This is a genomic window from Mycobacterium mantenii, assembly GCF_010731775.1.
In the GTDB taxonomy this organism is placed as follows: Bacteria; Actinomycetota; Actinomycetes; order Mycobacteriales; family Mycobacteriaceae; genus Mycobacterium; species Mycobacterium mantenii.
Genome location: NZ_AP022590.1, coordinates 1,653,051 through 1,676,525, shown reverse-complemented (window position 1 = coordinate 1,676,525; position 23,475 = coordinate 1,653,051). Strand labels below are relative to the sequence as shown.

18 protein-coding genes and 1 pseudogene are annotated in these 23,475 nt (G+C 68.9%); 12 read left to right on the top strand and 7 right to left on the bottom strand.

The features are described from left to right. Positions 1 to 8: 8 nt before the first annotated feature. Positions 9 to 761: a DUF4333 domain-containing protein gene (locus tag G6N50_RS07610; protein ID WP_083092161.1), complete on the top strand. Its 753-nt coding sequence runs from the start codon at positions 9 to 11 to the stop codon at positions 759 to 761. Between the two features lie 12 nt (positions 762 to 773). On the opposite strand, the gene G6N50_RS07605 is transcribed toward G6N50_RS07610, so the two are convergent. Further along, positions 774 to 1,739, bottom strand: coding sequence for a 5'-3' exonuclease (locus G6N50_RS07605; protein WP_083092163.1), 966 nt, complete (start codon positions 1,737 to 1,739; stop codon positions 774 to 776). Positions 1,740 to 1,799: 60 nt separating this feature from the next. Between G6N50_RS07605 and G6N50_RS07600 the strand changes: the two genes are divergently transcribed. The 4 genes from G6N50_RS07600 to G6N50_RS07585 all read left to right on the top strand — a co-directional run bounded on the left by G6N50_RS07600 (position 1,800) and on the right by G6N50_RS07585 (position 8,488). Further along, a complete protein-coding gene (locus tag G6N50_RS07600) occupies positions 1,800 to 2,927 on the top strand; it encodes a M24 family metallopeptidase (protein WP_083092164.1) in 1,128 nt (375 codons plus the stop codon). 36 nt (positions 2,928 to 2,963) lie between these two features. Continuing rightward, positions 2,964 to 5,234 carry a prolyl oligopeptidase family serine peptidase gene (locus G6N50_RS07595; protein WP_083092166.1) on the top strand — a complete coding sequence of 757 codons (2,271 nt, stop codon included), beginning with the start codon at positions 2,964 to 2,966 and terminating at the stop codon, positions 5,232 to 5,234. 89 nt (positions 5,235 to 5,323) lie between these two features. Further along, a complete protein-coding gene (locus G6N50_RS07590) occupies positions 5,324 to 8,236 on the top strand; it encodes an ADP-ribosyltransferase (RefSeq protein ID WP_142275391.1) in 2,913 nt (970 codons plus the stop codon). Between the two features lie 36 nt (positions 8,237 to 8,272). Continuing rightward, on the top strand, positions 8,273 to 8,488 hold the full coding sequence (locus G6N50_RS07585; RefSeq protein ID WP_083092169.1) for a hypothetical protein: 216 nt from the start codon (positions 8,273 to 8,275) through the stop codon (positions 8,486 to 8,488). Between the two features lie 56 nt (positions 8,489 to 8,544). Here G6N50_RS07585 and G6N50_RS07580 read toward each other — a convergent pair whose 3' ends face one another. Beyond that, complete coding sequence (locus tag G6N50_RS07580) at positions 8,545 to 8,955, bottom strand: F420-dependent biliverdin reductase (RefSeq protein ID WP_083092171.1); 411 nt, start codon at positions 8,953 to 8,955, stop codon at positions 8,545 to 8,547. Positions 8,956 to 8,990: 35 nt separating this feature from the next. On the opposite strand from G6N50_RS07580, the gene G6N50_RS07575 reads away from it, so the two are divergent. Genes G6N50_RS07575 through G6N50_RS07560 form a run of 4 tightly spaced genes read left to right on the top strand, consistent with a single transcriptional unit; the run spans position 8,991 to position 12,436 of the window. Beyond that, entirely contained in the window at positions 8,991 to 9,740 is a 750-nt protein-coding gene (locus G6N50_RS07575; protein WP_083092172.1) for an SDR family NAD(P)-dependent oxidoreductase, read from the top strand. Between the two features lie 49 nt (positions 9,741 to 9,789). Continuing rightward, positions 9,790 to 10,956: a precorrin-6y C5,15-methyltransferase (decarboxylating) subunit CbiE gene (cbiE, locus tag G6N50_RS07570; protein ID WP_083092174.1), complete on the top strand. Its 1,167-nt coding sequence runs from the start codon at positions 9,790 to 9,792 to the stop codon at positions 10,954 to 10,956. Continuing rightward, positions 10,953 to 11,708 (top strand): precorrin-4 C(11)-methyltransferase, encoded by a 756-nt coding sequence (cobM, locus tag G6N50_RS07565; protein WP_083092175.1) that lies wholly within the window; start codon positions 10,953 to 10,955, stop codon positions 11,706 to 11,708. The genes cbiE and cobM overlap by 4 nt, the downstream gene beginning before the upstream one ends. Further along, positions 11,708 to 12,436 (top strand): cobalt-precorrin-6A reductase, encoded by a 729-nt coding sequence (locus tag G6N50_RS07560; protein ID WP_083092177.1) that lies wholly within the window; start codon positions 11,708 to 11,710, stop codon positions 12,434 to 12,436. The genes cobM and G6N50_RS07560 overlap by 1 nt, the downstream gene beginning before the upstream one ends. On the opposite strand, the gene sigC is transcribed toward G6N50_RS07560, so the two are convergent. Together sigC and G6N50_RS29255 are read right to left on the bottom strand one after the other, a co-directional pair. Continuing rightward, complete coding sequence (gene sigC, locus G6N50_RS29260; RefSeq protein WP_232068971.1) at positions 12,425 to 12,979, bottom strand: RNA polymerase sigma factor SigC; 555 nt, start codon at positions 12,977 to 12,979, stop codon at positions 12,425 to 12,427. The two genes, G6N50_RS07560 and sigC, sit on opposite strands and share 12 nt — an antisense overlap. Before the next feature lie 114 nt (positions 12,980 to 13,093). Then, positions 13,094 to 13,786 (bottom strand): annotated as a pseudogene (locus G6N50_RS29255) (DUF2275 domain-containing protein); the annotation flags it as partial. Positions 13,787 to 13,962: 176 nt separating this feature from the next. Here G6N50_RS29255 and G6N50_RS07550 point away from each other — a divergent pair. Further along, positions 13,963 to 15,612 (top strand): PPE family protein, encoded by a 1,650-nt coding sequence (locus G6N50_RS07550; protein ID WP_083092179.1) that lies wholly within the window; start codon positions 13,963 to 13,965, stop codon positions 15,610 to 15,612. Between the two features lie 123 nt (positions 15,613 to 15,735). Here the strand turns inward: G6N50_RS07550 and G6N50_RS07545 are convergent, their stop codons facing one another. The 3 genes from G6N50_RS07545 to cobG are packed head-to-tail and all read right to left on the bottom strand — an operon-like array spanning position 15,736 to position 18,998. Beyond that, positions 15,736 to 17,226, bottom strand: a complete 1,491-nt coding sequence (locus tag G6N50_RS07545; RefSeq protein ID WP_083092180.1) for a precorrin-2 C(20)-methyltransferase — start codon at positions 17,224 to 17,226, stop codon at positions 15,736 to 15,738. After that, positions 17,223 to 17,849, bottom strand: a complete 627-nt coding sequence (locus G6N50_RS07540) for a precorrin-8X methylmutase (RefSeq protein ID WP_083092182.1) — start codon at positions 17,847 to 17,849, stop codon at positions 17,223 to 17,225. Before G6N50_RS07540 ends, G6N50_RS07545 begins: the two co-directional genes overlap by 4 nt. Positions 17,850 to 17,894: 45 nt before the next feature. Next, entirely contained in the window at positions 17,895 to 18,998 is a 1,104-nt protein-coding gene (gene cobG / locus G6N50_RS07535; protein ID WP_083092184.1) for a precorrin-3B synthase, read from the bottom strand. Positions 18,999 to 19,148: 150 nt separating this feature from the next. On the opposite strand from cobG, the gene G6N50_RS07530 reads away from it, so the two are divergent. Both G6N50_RS07530 and cobN read left to right on the top strand, forming a co-directional pair. Next, the gene (locus G6N50_RS07530; RefSeq protein WP_083092605.1) at positions 19,149 to 19,823 is read left to right on the top strand and encodes an alpha/beta hydrolase; all 675 of its coding nucleotides are present in this window, start codon (positions 19,149 to 19,151) and stop codon (positions 19,821 to 19,823) included. A gap of 52 nt (positions 19,824 to 19,875) precedes the next feature. Next, a complete protein-coding gene (gene cobN, locus G6N50_RS07525; RefSeq protein WP_083092185.1) occupies positions 19,876 to 23,472 on the top strand; it encodes a cobaltochelatase subunit CobN in 3,597 nt (1,198 codons plus the stop codon). Positions 23,473 to 23,475: the final 3 nt, after the last annotated feature.

The window sequence follows — 23,475 nt, the reverse complement described above, 5'->3', positions numbered from 1 at the left end:
GGAGAAAGATGAGCGGACCGCAGGGATCGGACCAGCAGTGGCAGCCGCCTGGTCAAGGTCAAAGTAGCGATCACTCGTCAGACCCGACTCAGGTGGCACCGACCTGGAACGAGCAGTCGAACCAGGAGACGTCGTGGCAGGCCCCGGCCTACACCCCGCCCGCGGAGTATCCGCAGTACCAGCAGCCGGCCGGGCAGGCGTACCCGCAGCAATACCCCCAGCAGCAGCCCGGCTACGCGCAGCCCGGGCAGTACGGGCAGCCGGGCCAATACGCCCAGCCGGGCCAATACGCCCAGCCGGGCCAGTACGGCCAGCCGGGCCAATACGCCCAGCCCGGGCAGTACCCGCAGCCGGGCCAATACGGTCAGTACGGTCAACCGGGCCAGTACCCGCAGCAGTACGCCCCCTACGAGCAGCCCAAGAAGCGACCGGTCGGGCTGATCGCCGGTGTGGGCGGCGCGATCGCTTTTCTGCTCATCGCGGTCGTGCTGGTGCTGGGCTTCTGGCAGCCCGGGTTCTTCGTCACCACCAAGCTGGACGTCAATAAGGCGCAGGCCGGGGTCCAGCAGGTGCTCAGCGACGAAACCAACGGCTACGGCGCCAAGAACGTTCAGAACGTCAAGTGCAACCATGGCCAGAACCCCACCGTCAAGAAGGGCGCCACGTTCGACTGCGACGTCAGCATCGACGGTGCGCCCAAGCACGTGACGGTGACTTTCCAGGACAACAAGGGCACCTACGAGGTCGGCCGGCCGCAGTAGTCGTCGGGCCGCTCAGTTCGGCAGGGAGTCCAGCGCTTTCTGTAGGCGGGCGATCGACGAGCCGACACCGAGCTCCGTCGCGAGCTTGGCGGTGCGTTGCGGATCGGCGGCGACCAGCGGTAGTTCGTCGCTGTCCGTCGAGAAGGTTACGGGGGCGTCGGTGGCCACCCGCACCACCTTGCCGGCCGCCTCGATGTAATCCAGCGCGGCCAGCAGTTTCGTCCGCACGCCCTTGGCCATCTTCGACTTGGGGTCGTGGGCGGCGGCCAGAATCTGCTCCAGCGAGCCGTGCTGGGCCAGCAGCGTGGCCGCGGTCTTCTCACCGACGCCCGGGACCCCGGGCAGGCCGTCGGACGGGTCGCCGCGCAGCAGTGCGAGTTCGGCGTAGGCGGGGCCGGCCCTGTCCACCGGGACGCCATAGTGTTCGGCCACCTCGGCGGGCCCGAACAGCGTGGCCTTGCTCAGCCCGCGGCCGAGGTAGAGGACCCGCACCGGGACGGGATCCTCCGACACCACCTGCAGCAGGTCGCGGTCACCGCTGACCACCACCACCGCATCCTTGCGTTCCTGGGCTGCCAGGGTGCCCAGTACGTCGTCGGCCTCGAAACCCTCTGCCCCGGCCGTCGGAATCCCGAACGCGTCAAGGAGTTCGGCGATCATGTCGATCTGGGGCGTCAGGTCGTCCGGGACTTCCTCGATGTCCGGCTGGTTCTGCGGCTCTTCCTCGGCCACGCGGTGGGCCTTGTAGGACGGGACGAGGTCCACCCGGAACTGCGGCCGCCAATCGAGGTCCAGGCAAACGGCCAGCCGGGCGGGCCGCTGCTGGTTGATCACCACGGCGACGGAGTCGATGAATCCCCGAACGGCGTTGACGGGCCGGCCATCGGGAGCGGTGATCGAGGACGGCACCCCGAAATACGAGCGGAACCACATGCTGGCACCGTCGAGCAGTACGAGCGGTGATTGGGGTGCTGGCATGCCGGTTATGGTCTCACGCCGCCGCGAGGCGACGTGCGATCGAGCATTAGCCTGGCAGCCATGGAGTCTCACCGCTTCGACGCAGCAGTGTATGAGCGCCGGCTGGCGGCGGCCACGGCCGCGGCCGCCGACGCAGGCCTGGCCGGGTTGGTGATCACGCCGGGGTATGACCTGCGCTACCTCGTCGGGTCGCGCGCGCAAACGCTGGAGCGGTTCACCGCGCTGGTGCTGCCGGTATCGGGTGACCCGACGGTGGTGGTGCCGCGGCTGGAGCTGGCTTCGCTCAAGGGGTCGGCCATCGCCGAACTCGGCCTGGCGGTGCGGGATTGGGTTGACGGTGAGAATCCCTACGTTCTGGCGGGCGCCGCGTTGGGCGGTGCCCCCGCCGCGACCGCCGTCACCGATGCCATGCCGGCGCTGCACCTGCTGCCGCTGGCCGGTGTGCTCGGTGTGCTGCCGGTCCTGGCCACCGACGTGCTGCGCACGCTGCGGATGGTCAAGGAGGAATGCGAGATCGACGCGTTGCGCAAGGCCGGCGCGGCCATCGATCGCGTGCACGCCCGGGTGCCGGAGTTCCTGGTCCCGGGCCGCACCGAGGCCGACGTGGCCGCCGATATCGCGGATGCCATTGTGGCCGAAGGGCATTCGGAGGTGGCGTTCATCATCGTCGGATCCGGGCCGCACGGCGCCGACCCGCATCACGGGTATTCGGACCGCGAACTACAGGTTGGTGACGTCGTCGTCGTCGATATCGGCGGCTCCTATGAACCCGGCTACAACTCCGACTCCACCCGCACTTATAGCATCGGCGAGCCGGATCCCGAGGTGGCTGAACAGTATTCGGTATTACAGCGCGCCCAGCGCGCGGCGTACGACGCGGTACGCCCGGGGGTGACGGCCGAGCAGGTCGACGCCGCGGCCCGCGATGTGCTGGCCGCCGCAGGGCTCGCCGAGTATTTCGTGCACCGCACCGGGCACGGCATCGGGCTGTCGGTGCACGAAGAGCCCTACATCGTCGCCGGGAACGATCTGCCGCTGACTGAGGGCATGGCCTTTTCCATCGAGCCGGGCATCTATTTCCCGGGGCGTTGGGGCGCCCGCATCGAGGACATCGTCGTCGTGACCCCTGAAGGCGCCCTGGCCGTCAACAACCGCCCGCACGAGCTGATCGTCGTTCCTGTCGCCTGAGGCTGGCTGTCACCCCCGCCGCGTAGGTTGGGTGGGGTGTCGATTTTGGACCTCACGTTGCTTCCGATCCGTATCGCAAGCCACATAGCCGACGCGGTGCTGCACCCCGGCCCGCCGGCGCCGGTGCCCACGCCGCCGGCCGACCTCGTCCTGGTCGACGGCATGCCCGAGGGTGTGCCGCCAGCGGCGCGCCGGCCGGAGCCACAATTGCCCACGCCATCGAAGTGGCCCTTCGGCGAGGAGTTTCCGCGCACCTGTGGCGCAGGCCGGCTGGCCGGTGGTGCCCTGTTTTGGGCCGACTTCCTCTACGACGATCACGGCGCGACGGGCATCCCGATCGGCGACCTGAAGATCCAGGCGCCGCCGCGCGGAACCTACGTCTATCCCGACGGACCGGCGGCCGGCAACGGCGCCGACATCTTCCGCGTCGCCATCGGGCTCACCGAGACCCACACGTGGTGGCGGATCGACTGGAACACCCTGCTGGACGCCTCGGTGCCGATCGCGCTCTTCACCTTTGACACCGACCCGGCCCGAACCGCGGCAGAGGAGTGGCCCGCCGGGGCCGGCGTGCGCTCGAACGGCATCGACATGGCCCTGCTGGTCTCCGGAAGCGGCGCCGCTCTGATCGACCTGACCACCCAGGTCAGGACGCCGGTCGAGCACAGCGTCGACATGCAGTCGCGGTCGTTCGTGGCGCAGGTCCCGCGGTCGCTGGCGGAACCCACGGGGAGTTGGACGGTCCGTCTGGTCGCGGGGTTGGCCAACCCGGCGGGGGACGGGTTTGCCGACGTGCCCGCCGCACACGGTGCGCTGCCCGGCCAACCCAACGTCTACAACGTCGCGTTCCGCACCAACGGGCAGGAGCCGCCGCACCTGAACTTCTGGTCGGACGCCGCGCAGGCCGCCGCCCTCAGCAACGGCGACGTCACAGAGTTCGCGCTGGAGGTGTCGTGGGCTCGGCTGGCGGCGCGGGAGACCGCTCCCGAGCCGGTGATCACCGGCCCGTCCACCCGCTGGTATGTGTCCTCGATCGAGCTCGGCCAGGGGCTCGAACAAGGTTGGGCCGCCAACGACATCTTGAGCACCAGACCGCTGTTCCTCGGTCGGGTGCAGCCGTATTCGATCTGCCTGCCGTCGAGCTACGCACCGGGTCGCGAGCTGCCGCTGACGATGCTGCTGCACTCGCTATCGCTGGGGCAAAGCCAGTTCGCCGCGATCGACCCGCGCCTGCTGCACGAGGTATGCGAGGGGCGTGACTCGGTGGTGGTCACCCCACTGGCACGTGGGCCGTCGACGTGGTACTTCGACACCGGGGAACTCGACTTCTGGGAAGTCTGGGCGCGGGTGGCCGAGCAGCTGGGCACCGACCCCAATCGCACTGTGATTTCGGGTTATTCGATGGGCGGCTATGCGACCTACAAGCTGGGGCTGAGCTACCCGCAGGTGTTCTCGCAGGCCGTGGTGCTGGCCGGGCCGCCGACCTGCGGTGTGCGGCTGCTGCCCGACGTCGACATTCCGGCGGACCTCGACCTGAACTCGCCCTGTGCCCGTGAGGGCGATACGTGGAAGCTGCTGGTGAACGCCCGCTGGTTGCCGTACCTCATCGCCCACGGGCTGGCTGACGAACTGGTGCCGTTCGCCTCGGCGGCCGAGCAGGTGCTCGAACTCGACCGGCTGGGTTACCGCCACCGGTTCACGGTCTACCCGCTCGAGGATCACATCGCCTGGGTGTTTCAGGACAAGTTCGAGGATCCGATCTCTCACATGGGAACCGCTCTGCGGCAAGCGGATCCGGGTCACATCACGTTCGCCTGGTACCCGCAACTGGTGCGCGCTGACCTGGGTATCGGGCCGCATCAGGCGTGGTGGGTGTCGGAACTGGCCGCCGACCCCGAGGTGACCGCGCGGCGTGGGGCCGTCGCGGAAGTCGACGCGCGCTCGTACGCGCGGCCGGACCTCACGCACACCATCCGGCACCATCGCGGCTTCATTCCACACTTTGAGCCGACGCCCGGGCTGTACAGCGAGCTGGACTGGCAAGTGGGACGGCCGGTTGGCCCGCTGCCGTATCTGACGTTGGGCCTCAAAGGGGTTGCCAGTCTGAGGGTCGATATCGCGCGCGCCGGGCTGGCGGCGCTGCCGACCTCGACCATCACGGTGTCCACCGACGTCGCCGCCCGGATCACGCTCGGTGGCCTGCCCGCCGCGGTTGACGTGCGGCTCGACGGGGAACCGGCAGGGCCGACTGTCACGGTGTCGCCCGGGCGACACCACATCACGTTGACGGCGGCTGTTGGCGAATGAGTTGTCGTGCCAGGTGATGGTGGCTAGCTTGGCGGAGCGATCATTGGGTGAATAGCGGCCGCGGGCGGACCTGAGCGAAAATTCCGCACGTGGCTCCCTTGGCGGTCGATCCGGAAGCGTTGTACGCCGCGGGTACCGGTGTGGGCGTCGTCGGCGACGGCATTGCCATGGCCTTGGGCCCACTGTCAGCTGGTTTCGGGATCAATAGCGGCCAGGATTCCGCTGGAATGGTATTCGCGCTGGTCTATCAGGACGCTGCACGGTCGTTGTTGACCGGGGTAGCTGCAGGGATCAACGCGTGCCGAAAACTCGGGGCCAAGATTCAACTTGGCGCGTCCAATTACTCCAGGGCAGAGGCGGCTTCGAAAGTAGGTGGCGGCGGTCATGTACTGCCGTCGCCCGGGCAACCCGCGAAATTCGCGCCTCCTGATGCGCCGCGCGTCATGGGTCCGGGCGTGGCCCGGCCACTGCTGTGGGGAGTGGTGGAATCGCTGCTTGACGATGTGTGGCCGAATGGCAATGCGGTTGAGATGCATGCGGCCGCGGGTTGTTGGCGCGGACTCGGCGCGTCGCTTAGCGGGGTGCAAGCCGCCCTCAACGGACCGAAGTCGACGATCGCAGGACAGCAGATACCGGAAGGCGAGTTGGTCCAGGAAAATCTGGCGTCACTCGCCGCCACCATCGGCAAGCTAGGCGCGCAGTGCGACAAGCTGGCCGATGCCTTGGACAAGTTCGCGGACGAGGTCGAGGACGCTCAGAACAAGATTCGAGATCTGTTGAAACGGTTAGGGTCTCTGACCGATCTGGTCCACGACGCGATTTTGATCTTCGAAGGCGATGCGCTCGATGAGCTCGAAAAAATCGCCAAGGACATCAACGGCGTCCTGCACAACATGAAGCGTGAAGCTCATGCACGCGAACAAGTCCTGAAAACCGGAATGCAGATCATCGACGGCCTGGTGCAAAAAGGGAAGACCCTCATGCAAGGCCAGTTGGTCGAATTCTTCGGCGAGGACGTCGGGAGTACCGCAGCGGGCTACTTCGATTTTATGGCCGATTTCGGAGAAGGCGTCTTCAAAAGCGCGGTTGGAGCTGTGGAACTCGAAAACCAACTTGATCCGAGTCGATTCGCCTTCGATCCCAAAGGCGCCGGAGCCAGTTGGGCCGCACTGGATAAAACTGCGGTCCAATCCATCCCAGGTTATGCGCTGCTCGACCCAGGCGGCGCGGCGAAAACCGACCTCGGCCTCGCGAAAGGCCTCACCCACTGGGACGATTTGACCTCAGACCGGCCTGCGGTGGGGCTCGGTGAAATCGCCTTCGATCTTGGAACCATGGCCGGCGGCGGTGGGGCAGCGAAGGCCGGAGGGAAAGCTGCGGAGGCCGCGGGCGGCGCTGAGGCGACCGGGGAACTCACGGAGGGCGAAGAGGCGCTTCAGGGTGCCAAAGGAGCGGCCGCCGAGGCGGAAGGCGCCGGTGTTGCGTTGCCTGGCGTCGCCAAAACCGGCAGCGATCTAGCCAAAAACCTTGAAAATCTCGGCGGAGACCTGCCCCCGAAAGGCGATGCACCGCCCAGTGGCAGCCCCGTGAGCTTGCCGCCAGGAGAGTTGCCGGAGGCACCGGTTGACTCGGCGCCTCGTCCGGCCGATGGCGCTCCGGGGTCGCCTCACGCGCCAACGCCCGCACCCCAGGCATCGGCGCCTCCTGATGCTCCACTACCTGGCGCATCGGGTCCGCCTGATCCAGCGCCCGCGTCCCCGGCGGCACCGACAAGTGTTCCCGACAGTAGTCCGCACGATCCGGTACCGACCCCGGCGGAAGCCCCACCTGCGCCAGCGGGGGCCCCTGCCGGCGGCCCGCACGAGCCCTCTTCCGTGCCTCCCGCGCCGGATGGCGGTCCACATGAACCCGTTTCGGTGCCTGCTGGTGGCCCTCATGAGCCGGTGTCAGTGCCAGCGGAGGGTCCGCATGAACCGGCGCCTGCCGATGGTCCGCGTGAGCCTGGGTCGGTGCCGGCGGAGGGTCCGCATGAACCGGCGTCCCCAGGTGGTCCGCATGAGCCGGCGGCGGAGAGTGAACCGCGCGAGCCAGGGTCGCTGGCGGAGGACCGCCCACATGAACCCGCTGCTAATGCACCTCTCGCGCCCGTAACCGCCGCGGGAGAAAACGTGCCATCCACGGTTCCGTATGTGGCTGAACATCCGCCGGGGCGTATGCCCGTACCGACTAGGGGAGAGCCGGCACCCGCAGCTCCGCACTCAACGCAACCTGCTCCGTCGGCCAGACCGGGGCCCCATTCGCCACCGTCGAGCGGTCGCCCGGCCGCCGTGCCACCGCCCGGTCGCAACCCGCATCTGTCTAGTGATGCCAATCTTCCTGGCGGTCGGCCGAAGCCACTGCTTGATGGCTTGCCAAAGTCCGGAGAAGGCGGTCCGCCCGAAGCAAAAGTGCCACCCGACGACGATGCACCTGCCAATTCCGGTAATAAGGACGGCCAGGACGACAGTCCCGACAACGGCGACCATCATTCGAGCCCCGAAGACCCGCTAAGCCCAGAACATTTGAAGGCGCTCGCTGACTACACTGGCATGGGTTATACAGACCTAAACGAGGCGTTGAGGAGCGAGGCTTTGGACGCGTCTCAAGCTGCTCGAGTTGATGCATTAAAAGCTGCATTAAGCAAACTACCGCCGTACGAGGGTTCCGTCGTGCGTGGTACAAACCTGCCGCCAGAGGTGCTTGCCCAGTATCGGCCGGGTGAATACATCGTGGAAAAAGCCTTCCTCAGCACAACAAAAGATCCAGTCGTGGCGCAGTCGTCCGCGTTTGCTGGAAATGTTGAGTTCCGAATTGTTTCTTTCACCGGCCGTGATGTTTCTGCATTTTCAATGTACCCCGCGGAGCAAGAGATTCTGTTCCCCGCGAATACGAGGTTCCTAATACTACGGAAGACAATTGATCCGCGAACAGGCCGAACCATTATCGACATGGTTGAAGACTAGTGGATAATCTAATCAACCCTTCAAGGAGGTTTAACAGTGAGGGAGATTGCGGGAAAGATCTTCTTAACCGGAGAGGAGGCAGGTGTCCCTCCGCCCAGCCCGGAAAAGCTTGCGCGTGCTCGACAACTCCTCGACGAGTTTCAGGAGAAGGTAGACGCTGTTGCCGATGAAGACCGGCCGACAGAGATCTCGCCAAAGTTCTGGGATGACGTTTCAGGGACTGAGTATGACCCAAGACGGAAAGACCGCTGATGGCCGAATTTTTGGAGTCCAGAGTTCTGGCCTTGGGGCGAGCTAACCCGGCCTGACTACTCGCCCCGGTCCAACAGACCCGACGACCCCAACACCCGCTCGATCTGAACCTCGATCACCACGCGCCGCGGGTTGGGTCGCGGCGTGCGGTAGCGCTGGGCGTACCGCAGCTCGGCGTCGCGCACCGCGTCGACGTCGTTGTTGACCTTGGACCGGCCCTCCAGCGACAGCCACCGCGCGCCGTCGACCTGGCTGAGCACGGCCAGCCCGCCGCGATCGGCGTTGACCGCCTTCTGCGAACCCCCGGTGGTGATCACCCGCGCAATGTGTGTTCTGGGGTCGAACGTGAAACCGACCGCCACCACGTGCGGTGAATTGTCGGCTCGCAGCGTGGTCAGCATGGCCAGATGCCGCTCCGACAGGAACGCCAACGCGTCGTCGGTGAGCCGGGTAGTGGTATTCGCCATCACCGCCCACGCTAGCGCAGGTGATAATCGCAGCCGTGGACGACACGGGCGCAGGTCCAGTACTAATCCTGGGCGGCCGCAGCGAGATCGGGATTGAGTTGGCGCGGCTCCTGGCGCCGGGCGCGACGATTGTGCTGGCAGCCCGCAGCGCCGGTCAGCTCACTGACCAGGTCAACGCAGTCAAAGCCGCCGGCGCCACGGCGGTGCACACCAGGGAATTCGACGCCGACGACCTGGCCTCGCATGGCCCGCTGGTCGCTTCGATCGTCGCCGATCACGGCCCCATCGGCACCGCGGTGCTGGCGTTCGGAATCCTGGGCGACCAGGCCCGCGCCGAGAGCGACGCCGCACATGCGGTCGCCGTCGTGCACACCGACTACCTCGCCCAGGTCAGCCTGCTCACCCACCTGGCCACCGCGATGCGCAAAGCCGACAAAGGCCGACTGGTGGTGTTCTCCTCGATCGCCGGCGCACGCGTCCGCCGCGCCAACTACGTCTACGGCTCGGCCAAAGCCGGCCTGGACGGTTTCGCCAGCGGCCTTGCCGACGCGCTGCACGGCACCGGCGTTCGGCTGCTGATCGCCCGCCCGGGCTTCGTCATCGGACGCATGACCGAGGGCATGACGCCCGCGCCGCTGTCCAGCACGCCCGCCCAGGTGGCCGCCGCGACCTCGCGTGCGCTCGCGAAAGGCCGCCGCACGGTGTGGATCCCGTGGGCGCTGGGTCCCGCAGCGGCCGTGATGCGAATGCTGCCCCAATTCGTCTGGCGCAGGATGCCGCGATGATCCGCGCCGGTGACGATGCAGAGCGACCCGATGAAGTGGAGCGGCGCCCATGATCATCGTGGTCGGCATCGGCGCCGACGGCATGGCCGGGCTCGGCGAAGCGTCGCGCGTCGAATTACTGAGGGCCACAATCATTTACGGTTCGAAGCGACAGCTCGACCTGCTCGACGACACGGTGCAGGCGCCCCGGCGGCAGTGGCCGTCACCGATGTTGCCCGCGCTGCAAACCCTGCTCGACGAGCACACGGGCGACGTGCACGTGGTGGCCAGCGGCGATCCGCTGCTGCACGGCATCGGGGGCACCCTGATCCGCCTGCACGGCCGTGACAACGTCAAGGTGCTGCCGCACGTGTCCTCGGTGACGCTGGCGTGCGCGCGGATGGGCTGGACCGTGCACGACACCGAAGTGATCAGTCTGGTCACCGCGCAGCCGCACACCGCGGTGCGCCGCGGCGGCCAAGCGATCGTGCTGTCGCAGAGCAACTCCACACCCAACGAGCTCGCCGCACTGCTCACCGCGCATGGCCGCGGCGATTCCGAGTTCACCGTGCTAGAACGTCTCGGCGGCCCAGATGAACACCGCCGCGACGGCACCGCCCGCGAGTGGACCGGACAGCGAGACCTCGACGACCTCAACGTGATTGCCGTGCGCTATCTGCCCGACGAACGCGTGGCACCCCTGCCCGACGACGCATTCACCCACGATGGGCAGATCACCAAACAGGGCATCCGCGCGGTGACGCTGGCCGCCCTGGCGCCGCGCCCGGGGGAGCGGTTGTGGGACGTCGGCGCCGGCTCGGGCAGCATCAGTGTCGAGTGGTGCCTGAGCTGGCGGGGTTGCAGCGCAGTGGTATTCGAGCGCGACGAACGCCGCCGGCACAACCTCGAAGTCAATGCCGCGGCGTTCGGCGTCAGTCTTGACGTGCGCGGCGACGCCCCCGACGCGTTCGACGGCGCCGAGCTACCGTCGGCGATCTTCATCGGCGGCGGGCTGACCCAGCCCGGCCTCCTCGACGCCTGCTGGGACAGCCTGCCCGGCGGCGGGCGACTCGTCGTCAACGTGGTCACCACCGAATCGGAAGCCGTTCTGACGCAAGCGCATCAGCGCCTGGGCGGCCAGCTGCGGCGTTTCCAGCACTACCAGGGTGAGGCGCTGGGCGCCTTCACGGGCTGGCGCCCGCAGTACCCGGTCACCCAGTGGGTGGTGACCAAGTGACGGTGTATTTCATCGGCGCGGGACCGGGCGCGGCCGACCTCATCACCGTGCGCGGCCAGCGACTCCTGCAAGCATGCCGGGTGTGCCTGTATGCCGGATCGATCATGCCCGACGACCTGCTTGCATTGTGCCCGCCCGACGCGAAAATCGTCGACACCGGCCCGCTGACGTTGGAGCAGATCGTCTCCGAGCTCAGCGAGGCGCACGCGGCCGGCCACGACGTGGCGCGGCTGCATTCCGGTGACCCGTCGCTGTACAGCGCGCTGGCCGAGCAGTGCCGCCGGCTCGACGCCCTGGGCATCGACTACGAAGTCGTGCCCGGCGTACCGGCTTTCGCCGCGGCCGCGGCCGCGCTGAAGCGCGAGCTCACCGTTCCCGGGGTCGCGCAGACGGTGACGCTGACCCGGGTGGCAACCCTGTCCACGGCCATGCCGCCCGGCGAAGACCTGAAAACCCTGGCCCAATCCGGTGCCACCCTGGTCTTGCATTTGGCCGCCGCGCAGATCGACGCCATCGTGCCGCAACTTCTCGAGGGCGGCTACCGTCCCGAAACACCGGCAGCTGTCGTGGCTTTCGCGAGCTGGCCGCAAGAGGCGGTGCTGCGGGGCACGCTCGCGGACATCGCCGGGCAGATGCACCGGGCCAACATCACCAAGACCGCCGTCATCGTCGTCGGTGACGCGCTGACCGCCGGGGGGTTCACCGACAGCTACCTGTACTCGACCGGGCGGGCGCGGGGGAGCAGGCACTGATGCGAGTCCTGCTGCTCGGCGGCACCGGCGAGGCCCGCGCGCTGGCGAAAGCCCTGCACCCCCGGATCGACATCATCAGCTCCCTGGCGGGCCGGGTACCGGATCCGGCCCTGCCCGTCGGTCCCGTGCGGGTCGGCGGATTCGGTGGCGTCGACGGATTGCGGCGCTGGCTGCGCGACGCGCGCATCGACGCCGTCGTCGACGCCACCCACCCGTTCGCGGCAACCATGACGGCGCATGCCGCAACCGCGTGCGCCGAACTGCAGATCCCTCATCTGATCCTCGCGCGCCCGGCCTGGGATCCCGGCACCGCCATTGTCGTCGAATCGGACACCGCCGCCGCTGAAACCGTTGCTCGGCTAGGCTATTCTCGAGTATTCCTCACCACTGGACGCTCGGGCGTGCGGGCCTTCGCCGACAGCGACGCATGGTTTCTGATCCGGGCGGTCACCGAACCGGACACCTCCGCACTGCCGCGTCATCACCGGGTGGTGCTCTCCCGCGGACCGTATGGCTACGACAACGAGCTCGCGCTGTTGAGGGAGCATCGCATTGACGCACTGGTCACCAAGAACAGCGGTGGAGACATGACCCGGGCGAAGCTGGATGCCGCTGCGGCGCTGAGCATTCCGGTGGTGATGGTGGCGCGGCCGCCGCTACCCGCCGGGGTGTCAACCGTCGGCACCGTGCACGAGGCCGCGGAATGGGTTGGCGCGCTAGCCGGTTAGGTGGCTGCGCTCGCCATCTGCCAGCAGCGCGTCGCGGGCGCGCGCGACGCGGGAGCGGATGGTGCCCACCGGGCAGCCGCATACCGCGGCGGCGTCAGCGTAGGGCAGGCCGAGCAGCTGGGTGAGCAAAAGCGCTTCGCGCTGTTCGGCGTTGAGGTTGGCGATCATCGTCGTCACCTCGACCAGGTCTTCGAATCCGCGGGCGTGCCGGTCCCCGCGCACCACGTGTTCGGGATCGGCGCCCAGGGCGGCGCGGGGCCTCGACTGCAGATGGCGGATGTGGTCGGCCACGACGCGGCGCGCGATCGACAGCAGCCAGGTCCGCGCGCTCGAGCGCCCGGAGAACCGCTCGATGGCGCCGATGGCGCGCAGGAATGTTTCTTGAGTCAGATCGTCGGCGCTGCCCGCGTCGGACAGGTAGGCGACGAACCGCCACACGTCTTGCTGGGTGGCTTTGATGAACGCTTCCAGCGCTCGGGAGTTTCCGCGTGCGGCGGACAACGCGAGATCGGTAACGGCCTCGTCGTCGCTCGGCGCGGTCATGCCCAACCACCTTTGTTGTGCGGAATTTCCGATTCTACGACGCCACGTCGTAGAGGACGCGGTGGGGTCGAGGACCACACGATTGATCGGCCGCAGGTGCCCGCGCCGCCGACCGCTGGGTGAGTCCGCCGCCCAGGTGGGGAAGTCGGCGTCGTCGGAAGCATCCGAGCCGCGCCGCCGGTGCGAGCCCACCCGCTCCCGCGCCACCAACAACGCGAATGCCAGGCCCAGCAGCAGGGGCATGTGACTGGCGATGCGGGTGGCGGTGACTTCGCCGTCGAAGGCGTCGACAATCACATAGCCAAGCAGCGCAACGGAATAGACGCCGGTGATCGCCGCCACTCCCGATGCGGAGGCGGGCCAGACGCCGGCGGCAATCATCGCCAGACCCAGGGCCAGCAACCATGCCGTGGACTCGTGCATCAGGTGCTCGCCGGACATCGCGCCGTGCATGTGAGTGGAGACCATGCCGAAATCGATCCCGGTGATTTGGGCGGCGGCGATCGCCACCTGGAACAGGCCGACGGCGATCAGGCCCCACCGCCGGTAGTGCGACCGCAGCCAGCGCATCCGGGCCTGGTGTCCGGTGGGCTGCTCGCCGATGCTGGCCATGATCTTCTCGACCAGGTCGGGTCCCTCGCCGGGCATCACGGAGGCCAGCCGGCGCGTCTGCACCGCCGCCCCGATCAGCCAGGAGCGGCAGCTGCGGCAGGATTCGAGGTGGGCGTCGACCTGCTGCGCGAGGACCTGGGGGCGCTCGCCGTCCAACCGAGCCGACAGCGCTTCGCGCGCAATCTCACACCGCATCCCTGCATCGTTGCGCATGCCCCGGCTGCGCGCAAAGACTCGCGAAATTTATCGCCGGAACGAAATTGCGGGGAACTAAACGGCACGGCTGACCGACCTCTGGTCGTAAGCATCGCCAGCCCATCCACGAGATGCACCGAAGAGGTATTCGTGTTCTTGCCCGAAGGCCCACGACGATGACCGCCCCGCTCTGGATCGCGTTTCCACCCGAAGTGCACTCGACGTTGCTCAGCAGCGGCCCCGGCCCTGCGCCGCTGGTGGCCGCCGCGACGGCATGGTCGTCGCTGAGCACCGACTACGCGACCGCGGCAACCGAGCTCAGCGCACTGTTGGGCGCCGTGCAGGCGGGAGCCTGGGAGGGGCCCAGCGCGGACCAGTACGTGGCCGCGCACGCCCCCTACCAGGCCTGGCTGCTGGAGAGCGCGGCCAAGAGCACCGCGGCGGCGAGCCTGCACGAGACCGCGGCCACCGCCTACACCGCGGCCCTGGCGGCCATGCCGACACTGGGTGAACTCGCGGCGAATCACGCCGTTCACGGAACACTGGTCGCCACAAACTTCTTCGGCATCAACACCATTCCCATCGCCGTCAATGAAGTCGACTACGCGCGCATGTGGGTGCAGGCCGCTACGACGATGACCACGTATCAGGCGGTCAGTGAATCCGCCCTGGCCGCGGTTCCCCCGGCCACGCCCGCACCGCCGATCGTGGTGCCGGGTGCGGAGGCTGGCACCGCAAGCGTCGCGGCGGTGCAGGCCGCCGCCGTAGCGCCGGCCGCGGATTCGGGCTCCAACCTCAACAATGCCGATACCTCGAGTGCCCAGCAGCAGGCGGCGACGCAGACCTACCCCTCTTGGATGGACCAGCTCACCCAATGGCTGCAGCAGTACACCCAGAATTTCGCGTGGCCGGTGTCCAAGGACCTCAACCCCGGTGGGTGGCCCTTCCCGCCGGCGCCGTGGGTGAACAGTCTCGCGTCGTTTTTTGGGCAGCTGGGTCTGTCACCGGCCCTGTCGACTGCGCTCGGCTGGGCCATCTTCCACACCCTGATGATCTTCTGGCCGTTCATTCAGTTCGCGATCCAAATGGCGGTGGTGCTCGCTCCGGTTGTCGTTGCGGCCATCGGCGCGGCCGCGGCGGGCGGGGCGGCGGCCGCCGTGACCGCGATCAGCATCGCGGCGCCCCTCTCGATGGCCGCGCCGGTACCGGCTGTGGCGGCCGCACCGGCACCGGTGACCGCCCCGGCGCCGACGATCACTAGCGCGCCCGCCAGCGTGAGTCACGTGCCGACGCCGTCCACCGCCCCCGCGTCGACGGTCGCCGGGTCGGCCGGCGGCGGGCCGATCGGTGGGGGACCCGGCGTCGGCTTCGGCCCGACGGCGACCGACGGAGTCGGAGCGAACCTGTCCAATGCGCTTTATGCGGTGGGGCTTTCGGGGCTGTCGGCGCGCGGCAGCGCGAGCGGCCGGTCACGCCGTAAGTCGGAGGAACCGTCGTCCGACGACGTCGACGCACCCGCCGCCGCGGCCGCGGTCGCCGACGCCAAAAAGAAGGCCCGGGCCCGACGCCGCCGCGGCGGAACCGCCACAGAGCGCGCGTACCGCTACGAATTCATGGACTCCGACGAAGATTTGGCCGCGACGGGTAACGCTGACGATCCGTACGCAGCCCGCCCTTCCGAGGATAGCGCGGGCCCGCTCGGATTTGCCGGTGCCGCAGCGAAATCCGATGCGACCCAAGCCGCCGGATTGGCGACGCTGACCCGGGACGGGTTGAGCGACGGGCCCACCGTGCCGATGATGCCGAGCACCTGGGACCGCGACTAAGCCCTGTGACGATGCAGCCCGCGTAGCGGGGTGCGGAGGAGTGGGGCAATTAGGCTAAGCCCTGTGACGATGCAGCCCGCGTAGCGGGGTGCGGAGGAGTGGGGCCATCAGGCCGAGCGAGTTTCAGCCCTGGTAGCGCCGGGGCGTGAAGACCCTGTCACTGGAATCGTGTGAGTACCACTGGGTTTGCGATGACCCGACGATCAGCAGGCAGCGCATGTCGATCTCGCCGGGATTGAGATCGGCCAGCCTGACCACGCGGACGTCTTCGTCGGGGCCGGACACGTTGCGGCCGATCACCACCGGTGTGCCCGGTTCGCGGTGGCCCAGCAAGATGTCGCGCATCGCGCCCACCTGCCAGGTTCGCGTCTTGGAAGCCGGGTTGTAGATCGCCAGCACCAGATCGGCGGCCGCGGCGGCCTGCAGCCGCGCCGAGATCACCTCCCACGGCTTGAGGCGGTCGGACAGCGAGATCACCGCGTAGTCGTGCCCCAGCGGGGCGCCGACCCGGCTGGCCACCGCCTGCGCGGCGGTCATCGCCGGAATCACTCGGACCTGCACGCCCGGCCACTCCTTGGCCTCTTCGAGCACCGCGGTCGCCATCGCGAACACGCCGGGGTCGCCCGACGACACCACCGCCACCGCGCGCCCCTGCTCGGCCAGCGTGCAGGCCAGCCGGGCCCGTTCGGGCTCGTCGCGGTTGTCGCTGGGGTGACGCTGCTGGCCGTCGCGAGCCGGGACCCGATCCAGGTAGCCGCCGTAGCCGATCAGGTCGGTCGCCGCGGCGAGCTCCCGCCGGGTCTGCGGCGTCATCCAGTCCAGGTCGCCGGGTCCCAGGCCCACCACCGTGACGCTGCCGGCGGCGGGCGCGCGCCGGCCACGCTGCCCGCCCGGCAGGATGGCCAGCGAGAAGTACGGAACGCCGGCCTCGTCGACGTCGGCGGCGGGCAGTATCCGTTGCGCGGCAGTGCTGGCCCGCTCGACGTAGAACGCGTCATCCAGCTGTCCTGACGCCGAAAGCGCTTCCCGCACAGCATGATACGAACGCCCGAGTTTAAGCACGACGGCGGCGTCGGCGTCGGCGAGCCGACGCGTGAGCTCTTCGACCGGCAGGGTGCCCGGCAGCACCGACAGCACCTCGTCGCCGGCCACCAACGGTGTCGCGATGGCCGCCGAGGCGGCGCTAACCGACGTCACGCCGGGCACGATGACGGCGTCGAACCGTTCCGTCAGCCGGGTGTGCAGATGCATGTAGGAGCTGTAGAACAGCGGATCACCCTCGGCCAGCAGGGCCACATTGCGGCCGGCGTCGAGGTGGGCGGCGATGCGCTCGGCGGCCTCGACGTAGAAATCCTCGATCGCACCGGCATAGCCGCCGGGGTGGTCGGTCGTCTCGGTGGTGACGGGATAGATCAGGTGCTCTTCGATCTGACCGGGCCGCAGGTACGGTTCGGCGATGCCGCGCGCGATGCTGCGGCCGTGCCGGGCGCTGTGGTAGGCCACCACGTCGGCCTCGCCGATCACCCGCGCGGCTTTGACGGTCACCAATTCCGGGTCGCCGGGCCCCAACCCGACGCCCCACAGTGTCCCCCCAGAGACGCTTTGCGCGGTCATTCGCGATCACTTGCGATCGCGTTGACGGCGGCGGCGGCCATGGCACTGCCGCCACGTCGGCCTTGCACCACCAGATACGACGTTCCGCGCGGATGGTCGATGAGCTCCTGCTTGGACTGCGCCGACCCGACGAAACCCACCGGCCCGCCCAGCACCCCGGCCGGCGGGGCGATCCCGTCGTCGATCAGCTCGAGCAACCGGAACAGCGCGGTCGGCGCGTTGCCGATCGCCAGGACGGCGCCGGGCAGCCGGTCCGCCCATAACTCCACCCCGGCCGCCGAGCGGGTGGTCTGCCGGCGGGCGGACAGCTCGGCCGCCCGCGGATCGGCCACCAGCGACACCACCTGGTTGTCGGCCGGCAGCCGCGCGGCGGTGATCCCGGCGGCCACCATCGACGAATCGCACAGCACCGGCGCGCCGCCGCGCAGGGCGGCCCCGACCCGCTCGACGACGTCGTCGGTGAAGGCGACGTGCTCGGCGACGTCGACCTGCCCGCAGGTGTGGATCAGCCGGACCACCACCTGCGCCACGTCGGTCGGGAATCGCTCCAGATCCGCTTCGGCGCGGATCGTCGCGAACGACTGGCGATAGATCTCCGCCGCGTCGCGGATGTAGTCGAGCACCCGCCCACTTTAAGGCTCGTCGGCGTGGCGACCCGCCGCACCCGGCTACAGCCGCCGGTATCCGTCGACGGTGGCCACCAGCACCTCACCGGCGAGCGGACTGCCGCACGCCCGTTCGCAGCCGACGAAATGACGGTGCCCTGCCGCATCCGCGCCTCGCGCATCCAGCGACTGGGCGGCGTCGGCCCGCACGTCGGCGGCCGAGCGCGCGCAGCCGGGGCTGCCGGTGCAGGCGCTGACGATCAGCCAGGGCGAGTTCTCGTCGAACACCAGGCCCAAGGGCGCCAGCACGCGAAGCGCGACGTCCGCCACCTCTTCGCTGAGATCGCACACCAGCACCGACCGCCACGGCGTGATCACCAGCGGCGCCTCGATCGCGGCCAGGTACTCCGCAACGCGGGCCGGCAGCACGCCCAGCGGTACCGCGGCGCCCAGCGTCACCCGTCCGTCGTCCTGGTTGATCCAGCCCACCGGCGCCTTGGTGACGGCCGGGAATGAGCCGACGCGCGGTTCGGCGCCGGGTAGCAGCTGCCGAATGTTGTCCAATTCCTGGACGCGCCAAGCCGTTCCGCGGATGTCGACGAACCGCATCGCGAGGGTGACCAGCGTCTCGATCACCTCGCTGGCCGCCAGCCGCACACCGGTGTCGCGCCCGGCCAACAACAGGGCGCAGCCGTCGGGGAACGCGTGCACCCCGACATCGGCGCGCAACCCCGACACGTCGGCGCGCCCGTCGTCCAGGCCGAACCAGAACCGGCCGCCCAGTTCGGCGAGCCGGGGCTCGCCGCAGATCGCAGCGTCCAGCTCGCCGACCCAGCGCCGGACGTCGAGGTGGCCTCCGGCGCGCCCCGACAGCGGTGACGCGACGATGTTGCGGGCCCGCTCGTGCGTCGTCGAGGGCAACAGGCCCGCGCTCGCGAGCGCCTCGGCAACGGCGGTCACGTCGGTCAGTCCGCGCAATTGCACGTTGCCCCGGGCGGTCAGCTCCAGCGTTCCCGACCCCGACTGGCTACTGACGGCGGCCAACGCGGCGAGTTGGGCGGCCGTGATCATGCCGCCGGGTAGCCGGATCCGGGCCAAGGCGCCGTCGGCCGCCTGGTGCACCTGCAGCGCACCCGGGCATGCGTCGGTGTCGCGCGTCCTGGCCACCCGTCCACGGTACGGCCCCCGCCGAAGGCGCCGGCCGGGATTGCCTTCAGGCAGACGTAACGCCAACACCGGCGGCGTGGGCGTTGCCGAGGACCTGGTCCACGATTTCTCAGGGGTTAAACACGCGTCAGTACGGGCATCCTCGTGGCCGTGAGGACGGTGGAATATGCCCCGGGCCGGCTGGTCGATGTGTTCGGCGAGCCGGCGCCGTCCACGATCTTGCTCTGGCATGGCGCGCAAACCGATGCCCGCGCGGCCGTCGGCCCGCTGGCCGGCATGCTGGCCGGCCGCGCGGCGGCGGTGGTGGCGCCCGATTGGAATTCCCATGCCGAGGACGGTGGGCGTGCGGACCTGCTGCGATCGCTGGAGTTCGCGCGCAACCTCGCCGCCGACGCCCGACGCATCCTGCTCGTCGGGTGGTCGATGGGCGGCGCGGCGGCGGCGGGCGTGACGTTGCGCGCGGCCGAATTCGACTTCACCCCCGCGCACACGGTCTGTCTGGCCGGGGCTTTCATGATTCCCGATCCGATCTCCGGGATGCCGCTGACCGACGGGCTTAGCGCCGCTGATGTCGGTTCGCCGTTCACGTTGCTGCACGGCCTGGCCGACGACGTGGTGCCGGTGGCGGCCAGCAGAGAGTTCGCCGCCCGCCTGGAACGGATGGGCTGGCCGGTGCAGGTGGTCGAATTGGATGCCGATCACGGGTCGATCGCCGGCGCCGACTACGACGCCGGCGCGGACCGTTACGAACCGGCGAAGGACGGGCCGGCCCGGATCGTGGCCCAACAGGTCGCCGACCGGATCGCGGCGATGTTGGGCGGTTGAGCGGCCCGGGCCCGATAGGCGCGAGCGCGCCCCACTGCGGTACGAATGGTGGGTGGCCGAGCCGACAATCCTGCTGCTGTCGACGTCCGATACGGACCTGATCAGCGCCCGTTCCAGCGGGAAGAACTATCGGTGGGCCAACCCCTCGCGGCTCTCGGACGAGGTGGGGGCACCTCCCGCTTGCGGGGGCCTGCCCGACCTGCTGGCCGACGTCGCCATCGTGGTGGTGCGGATCCTCGGCGGGTACCGCGCCTGGCAGACCGGCATCGACACGGTGATCGCCAGCGGTGTGCCGACGGTGTTGGTCAGCGGCGAGCAGGCCGCCGACGCCGAATTGACCGGACTCTCCACGCTGGCCGCCGGCATCGCGGTGCAGGCGCACATCTACCTGGCGCACGGCGGCGTGGAGAACCTGCGCCAGCTGCACGCCTTCCTGTCCGACACCGTGCTGATGACCGGGTTCGGGTTCAGCCCGCCGGTCGTGATGCCGACGTGGGGCGAACTGTCGCGGCCCGCCCGCGACACCGACGGACCGACGATCGCCGTGCTGTACTACCGCGCGCAGCACTTGGCCGGCAACACCGGCTACGTCGAGGCGCTGTGTCAGGCCATCGAAAACGCCGGCGCGCGGCCGATGCCGGTCTACTGTGCGTCGCTGCGCACCGCCGAACCCGAACTGCTGCAACGGCTCGGCGGCGCCGACGCCATGGTGGTCACCGTCCTGGCGGCCGGGGGATTGAAGCCGGCCACCGCGTCGGCCGGTGGCGATGACGACAGCTGGAACGTCGAACACCTTGCCGCCCTGGATATCCCGATATTGCAGGGGTTGTGCCTGACCAGCCCGCGCGCCCAGTGGTGCGAAAACGACGATGGCCTGAGCCCGCTCGACGTGGCCAGTCAGGTCGCGGTGCCCGAGTTCGACGGCCGCATCATCACGGTGCCGTTCTCCTTCAAGGAGATTGATGACGACGGGCTGATCTCCTATGTCGCCGACGCGGAACGCTGCGCGCGGGTCGCGGGACTGGCGGTGCGCCACGCGCAGCTGCGTCGTATCGCCCCGGCGGACAAGCGGGTGGCCCTGGTGTTCTCGGCCTATCCCACCAAGCACGCCCGCATCGGCAACGCGGTCGGGTTGGACACACCGGCCAGCGCCGTCGCCCTGCTGCGGGCGATGCGCGAGCACGGCTACCGGGTGGGTGAGCTGCCCGGCGTCGAGGCCGACGACGGCGACGCCCTGATCCACGCGCTGATCGAGCGGGGCGGGCAGGACCCCGACTGGCTCACCGAAGGCCAGCTTGCCGGCAACCCGATCCGGCTGTCCGCCAAGGATTACCGGGATTGGTTCGCGACCCTGCCCGCCGAATTCACCGATGCCGTAACGGAGCACTGGGGCCCGGCACCCGGGAATCTCTTTGTGGACCGTAGCAACGACCGCGATGGCGAAATCGTCATCGCCGCAATGCAATCGGACAACCTTGTGCTGATGGTGCAGCCGCCCCGCGGCTTCGGGGAGAACCCCGTCGCCATCTACCACGACCCGGACCTGCCGCCCAGCCATCACTACCTGGCCGCCTACCTCTGGCTGGACGCCGGCTTCGGATCGCACGCCGTGGTGCATCTGGGCAAGCACGGCAATCTGGAATGGCTGCCCGGCAAGACGCTCGGCATGTCGGCGGCCTGCGGGCCCGACGCCGCTCTGGGCAACCTGCCGATGATCTATCCCTTCCTGGTCAACGACCCCGGCGAGGGCACGCAGGCCAAACGGCGGGCCCACGCCGTGCTCGTCGACCACCTCATCCCGCCGATGGCGCGCGCCGAAACCTACGGCGACATTGCGCGTTTGGAACAGCTGCTCGACGAGCATGCCAACGTCGCCGCGCTGGATCCCGGCAAGCTGCCCGCCATCCGCCAGCAGATCTGGACGCTGATCCGGGCCGCCAAGATGGACCACGACCTGGGCCTGACCGAACGGCCCGAGGAGGACTCGTTCGACGACATGCTGCTGCACGTCGATGGCTGGCTGTGCGAGATCAAGGACGTCCAGATCCGCGACGGTCTGCACATCCTCGGCCAAAAGCCAACGGGCGAAGCCGAACTGGACCTAGTGCTGGCGATCCTTCGGGCCCGCCAGCTGTTCGGCGGCGAGCACGCCCTCCCTGGATTGCGGCAGGCCCTGGGGCTGGCCGAGGACGGCACCGACGACCGGACCACCGTCGACCGCACCGAGGCCGCGGCGCGCGAACTGGTCGGTGCGTTGCAGGCGACCGACTGGGATGCTGATGCGGCCGAACGGATTACCGACAACGCCGAGGTCGCGGCGGTGCTGCGATTCGCGGCAACCGAGGTGGTGCCCCGGCTAAACGGCACCGCCGCCGAAATCGACCAGGTGCTGCGCGCGCTGGACGGCCGATTCATCCCGGCCGGCCCCTCCGGGTCACCGCTGCGCGGCCTGGTCAACGTGCTGCCCACCGGGCGCAACTTCTACTCCGTCGACCCCAAGGCGGTGCCCTCCCGGCTGGCCTGGGAAGCCGGTGTGGCCCTGGCGGATTCGCTGCTGGCCCGCTACCGCGACGACCACGGGCAGTGGCCGCAGTCGGTCGGCCTGTCGGTGTGGGGCACCTCGGCCATGCGTACCGCCGGTGACGACATCGCCGAAGTCCTTGCCCTGCTGGGTGTCCGGCCGGTGTGGGACGACGCGTCGCGGCGTGTCGTCGACCTGGCGCCGATTCCGCTGGCCGAGCTGGGCCGCCCGCGCATCGACGTGACGGTGCGAATCTCCGGCTTCTTCCGGGACGCCTTCCCGCATGTCGTGACGATGCTCGACGACGCGGTACGTTTGGTCGCCGATCTGGACGAGCCGGCCGAGGACAACTACGTGCGTGCGCACGCTCAGGCGGACATGGCCCAGCACGGTGACCAACGCCGCTCCACCACAAGGATTTTCGGATCAAAGCCGGGTACCTACGGCGCAGGGCTGCTGCAGCTGATCGACAGCCGCAACTGGCGCGACGACGCCGACCTCGCCGCGGTGTATACCGCGTGGGGAGGGTTTGCCTACGGCCGTGACCTGGACGGCCGCGAGGCCGTCGACGACATGAACCGCCAGTACCGGCGCATCGCGGTGGCCGCCAAGAACACCGACACCCGCGAACACGACATCGCCGACTCCGACGACTACTTCCAGTACCACGGGGGCATGGTGGCCACAGTGCGCGCGCTGACCGGCCAGGCGCCGGCCGCCTACATCGGCGACAACACCCGGCCCGACGCGATCCGCACTCGCACCCTCTCGGAGGAGACCACCCGGGTGTTCCGCGCGCGCGTCGTCAATCCGCGCTGGATGGCGGCGATGCGCCGGCACGGGTACAAAGGCGCGTTCGAGATGGCGGCGACCGTCGACTATCTGTTCGGTTATGACGCGACGGCCGGGGTAATGGCCGACTGGATGTACGAACAACTCACCGAGCGCTACGTGCTCGACCCGGAGAACCGGAAGTTCATGTCGGAGTCCAATCCATGGGCGCTGCACGGCATGGCGGAGCGGCTGCTGGAGGCGGCCGGACGCGGCATGTGGGCAGCCCCGCAACCGGAAACCCTCGACGGCCTGCGTCAGGCGCTGCTGGAAACCGAGGGCGACCTGGAAGGCTGAGGA

What these genes read in the sequence shown, in the direction of transcription:
- G6N50_RS07610 (WP_083092161.1), top strand. Translation starts at nt 9, where the DNA reads ATGAGCGGACCGCAGGGATCGGACCAGCAGTGGCAGCCGCCTGGTCAA.
- G6N50_RS07605 (WP_083092163.1), bottom strand. Translation starts at nt 1,739, where the DNA reads ATGCCAGCACCCCAATCACCGCTCGTACTGCTCGACGGTGCCAGCATG.
- G6N50_RS07600 (WP_083092164.1), top strand. Translation starts at nt 1,800, where the DNA reads ATGGAGTCTCACCGCTTCGACGCAGCAGTGTATGAGCGCCGGCTGGCG.
- G6N50_RS07580 (WP_083092171.1), bottom strand. Translation starts at nt 8,955, where the DNA reads ATGGCGAATACCACTACCCGGCTCACCGACGACGCGTTGGCGTTCCTG.
- cbiE (WP_083092174.1), top strand. Translation starts at nt 9,790, where the DNA reads ATGATCATCGTGGTCGGCATCGGCGCCGACGGCATGGCCGGGCTCGGC.
- G6N50_RS07560 (WP_083092177.1), top strand. Translation starts at nt 11,708, where the DNA reads ATGCGAGTCCTGCTGCTCGGCGGCACCGGCGAGGCCCGCGCGCTGGCG.
- sigC (WP_232068971.1), bottom strand. Translation starts at nt 12,979, where the DNA reads ATGACCGCGCCGAGCGACGACGAGGCCGTTACCGATCTCGCGTTGTCC.
- G6N50_RS07550 (WP_083092179.1), top strand. Translation starts at nt 13,963, where the DNA reads ATGACCGCCCCGCTCTGGATCGCGTTTCCACCCGAAGTGCACTCGACG.
- G6N50_RS07545 (WP_083092180.1), bottom strand. Translation starts at nt 17,226, where the DNA reads ATGACCGCGCAAAGCGTCTCTGGGGGGACACTGTGGGGCGTCGGGTTG.